The 2,650-nt window shown below is 55.1% G+C and carries 4 protein-coding genes; 3 read left to right on the top strand and 1 reads right to left on the bottom strand.

Annotated elements, in window-relative coordinates; all coding sequences use genetic code 11:
• The coding region (locus PEL8287_RS19890) for a transposase (RefSeq protein WP_503167651.1) at positions 1-176 on the bottom strand (176 nt) is incomplete at its 3' end.
• A 266-nt stretch (positions 177-442) separates the two neighbouring features.
• Here PEL8287_RS19890 and PEL8287_RS19620 point away from each other — a divergent pair.
• The 3 genes from PEL8287_RS19620 to PEL8287_RS19610 are packed head-to-tail and all read left to right on the top strand — an operon-like array spanning position 443 to position 2,572.
• Positions 443-1,081, top strand: a complete 639-nt coding sequence (locus PEL8287_RS19620) for a DUF1326 domain-containing protein (RefSeq protein ID WP_085894135.1) — start codon at positions 443-445, stop codon at positions 1,079-1,081.
• 47 nt (positions 1,082-1,128) lie between these two features.
• Positions 1,129-1,911, top strand: a complete 783-nt coding sequence (locus PEL8287_RS19615) for a DUF2182 domain-containing protein (RefSeq protein ID WP_235862357.1) — start codon at positions 1,129-1,131, stop codon at positions 1,909-1,911.
• Between the two features lie 25 nt (positions 1,912-1,936).
• On the top strand, positions 1,937-2,572 hold the full coding sequence (locus PEL8287_RS19610; RefSeq protein ID WP_085825279.1) for a DUF1326 domain-containing protein: 636 nt from the start codon (positions 1,937-1,939) through the stop codon (positions 2,570-2,572).
• Positions 2,573-2,650: the final 78 nt, after the last annotated feature.

Here is a 2,650-nt window from a genome sequence, read left to right as displayed (position 1 = left end):
TCGGGATCGACGGAGGGGCGGCCCGTGTGGCTGTAGAACTCCGCAAGATGCGTGCGGATGCCGCCAAGATCGACGAACCGGTCGATGGAGCGCAGCAGGTGATCCTGTGGGACATGATCCTCAAGCGAGAACTCGTAGAACAGCGCCGGTTGCGCTTCCTGCCTCGGTCCCATCATCGCCGGTCCTCCCCCTCGATTACAGGAATTGAATCAGCAGTTCGGTCATCAATCAAGCAGGAGTTTTTCAACAAAATCAGCCCGATGCAGACACATATCTTACGCCAGTCTTCCCCGATTTCGGCTTTGATGACACGGGGCCAGTTTTCTGGTATAAGTCGCGATATGGTGAGGCTATAGAACAAACAAAGTTAACGATCTCCAAACCTTCGGGCAAAACACATCGCTGCCAACTTTAGTGGCAGTTACTCCAAGGGGACGGAAACATGATTGATTGGGAGATAAGGGGCGAAGAGCTCGCGAACTGTAATTGTAACTTCGGATGCCCATGCCAGTTCGGCGTCTTGCCGACAGATGGCACTTGCGAAGCCGCAGTTGTCTACAAAATTCACAAGGGGCATTATGGCAATACGTCACTTGACGGTTTGACGGCGGCGGGCGTCTACAAGTGGCCTGGCCCGATTCACGAGGGCAACGGTCACATGCAGCTCATTATTGACTCAAATGCGGATGTAGACCAGCGCGCAGCGCTTCAGGCGATCATGACCGGGGCTGACACGGAAGAAATGGCCACCATGTGGTTTGTCTTTGGTGCGATGAGTCCTAACAGACATGACACGATTTACGCACCAGTTTCATTGGAAATGAAGATTGAGGATCGCGTTGGCAAGGGAGTTGCCGAAGGCGTTTTCGAAATCAACGCGGAGCCAATACCTAACATCGTCACAGGGGAGCCGCACCGCATCGGCATCAGGTTGCCTCACGGATTCGAGTTCGGGTTTGCCGAAATGGCCAAGGGCCAAACCAAAACCTCGGGTGGCGATCTGGACCTGAACAAAAACACTGGCACCCACGCTCATATGGCAAGCTTGCACCTAACTGGCCAAGGCCGCGTCGCCGCATAATGGTCTGACCTGTGATGCAAGGTTCGATAGGGCCCGTCGAAAGGGTAATGGCGCGCGACACATTGGTGGTGACTGTTGCTGTTTTAACGATCGTGCTGTTGGCCGGTCTTTACACAGTTAACGGCGTCGGCATGAACATGTCGGCGCTGGACATGACGAGGATGGCGGGCCCGATCGGCGACCCCATGGCAATGGGTGAAGCGCAGACCTGGGCATTTGGCTACGCGCTCCTCGTCTTTCTGATGTGGTGGGTAATGATGATCGCTATGATGACGCCAAGTGCCGCACCAACGCTTTTGCTCTACACTGCACTGAAACGGCACAGTTCGGAACGCGCGTCGGCGACGAAACTCGGCCTGATCTTCCTTGCCGGCTATCTTCTAATTTGGGGTGGCTTCAGCCTGCTGGCGACAGGGGCGCATTGGGGAACGGAAAAACTTGGTCTGGTTGATGGGCCGATGATGGTTCTCGCGTCACGGCCCACCGCGGGCGTAGTGCTGATCTCAGCGGGTCTCTTTCAATTTTCAGCGCTAAAGACGGCGTGTCTGAAACAATGCAGTTCGCCCGCAGCCTTTCTGACACGTCATCGCAGGAAAGGCAGCGGAGGCGCGCTTCTGATGGGGATGCATCACGGCGCTTTCTGCTTTGGCTGTTGCTGGGCGTTGATGGCGCTGCTCTTTGTCGGCGGCATCATGAACCTTTACTGGATTGTTGGCCTTGCTCTGTACGTGCTGGCCGAAAAAATCATTCCTAAACCGCGCTTCTTCTCGAGACTAACAGGAGCCCTCCTGATTGGCTGGGGAATTTGGTGCATTTTTACATCTGTGTAACTGCGACAAAAAGAAAGGATGACTCATGGCTTACAAGGATTGGTATGTCGAAGGACCGGCATTCGGGAACTGCAATTGCGGCTATTCATGCCCTTGCCAGTTCGAGGAGGACCCAACCCATGGCAACTGCCGCGGATTTGAGGTGATGGAGATCACCAAGGGGCACTTTGAGGACTTTGAACTCACGGGTTTGAAAGTCGCTGTGCTTTATGCGTGGCCCGGGCCAATCTACGAGGGTAAGGGCGAGATGCAGTTGATCATTGATCCTGCGGCATCGCCCGCTCAGCGTGCAGCTCTTGAGACGGTTCTCACCGGCGGCGAGACCGATGAGGAGGCAACACATTGGTGGGTATTCCGCGCCATGTGTCCGACGCTGCATGACACCGTTTTTGAGTCCATCGACTTCACCTCAGACATGGAAGCGCGTACGGCATCGGTGAAAATCGGCGATGTGCTGGCATCTTCTGGGCGCCCAATCAAGCCGCCACATAGCGATGGTGAGCATCGTGTTCGCATCGACATGCCCAACGGTATCGAATTTTCAGTTGCCGAAGTGGGCAACGCATCGACCAAAGGCACTACGGCCATCGCGCTTGATTTGAAGGATAGCTACGGTCAGTGGCATTTCATGAAGCACGGGCCGCACGGCGTCGTTCATTAGCGCTGATGTTGCCGTTCGGCAGTTGATGTTTTCCACACGCAGTGACTGGCTGTCTCACCTGCTGAAAAGCGTCTGCTT

The organism is Roseovarius litorisediminis, from assembly GCF_900172295.1.
Lineage (GTDB): Bacteria > Pseudomonadota > Alphaproteobacteria > Rhodobacterales > Rhodobacteraceae > Roseovarius > Roseovarius litorisediminis.
Note: the sequence above shows the minus strand (reverse complement) of the source record. Positions and strands in the feature narration are given on the sequence as shown.

Bases quoted from the DNA above. Each gene is read 5' to 3' on its own strand.
- PEL8287_RS19620 (WP_085894135.1), top strand. From the start codon at position 443: ATGATTGATTGGGAGATAAGGGGCGAAGAGCTCGCGAACTGTAATTGT.
- PEL8287_RS19615 (WP_235862357.1), top strand. From the start codon at position 1,129: ATGGCGCGCGACACATTGGTGGTGACTGTTGCTGTTTTAACGATCGTG.
- PEL8287_RS19610 (WP_085825279.1), top strand. From the start codon at position 1,937: ATGGCTTACAAGGATTGGTATGTCGAAGGACCGGCATTCGGGAACTGC.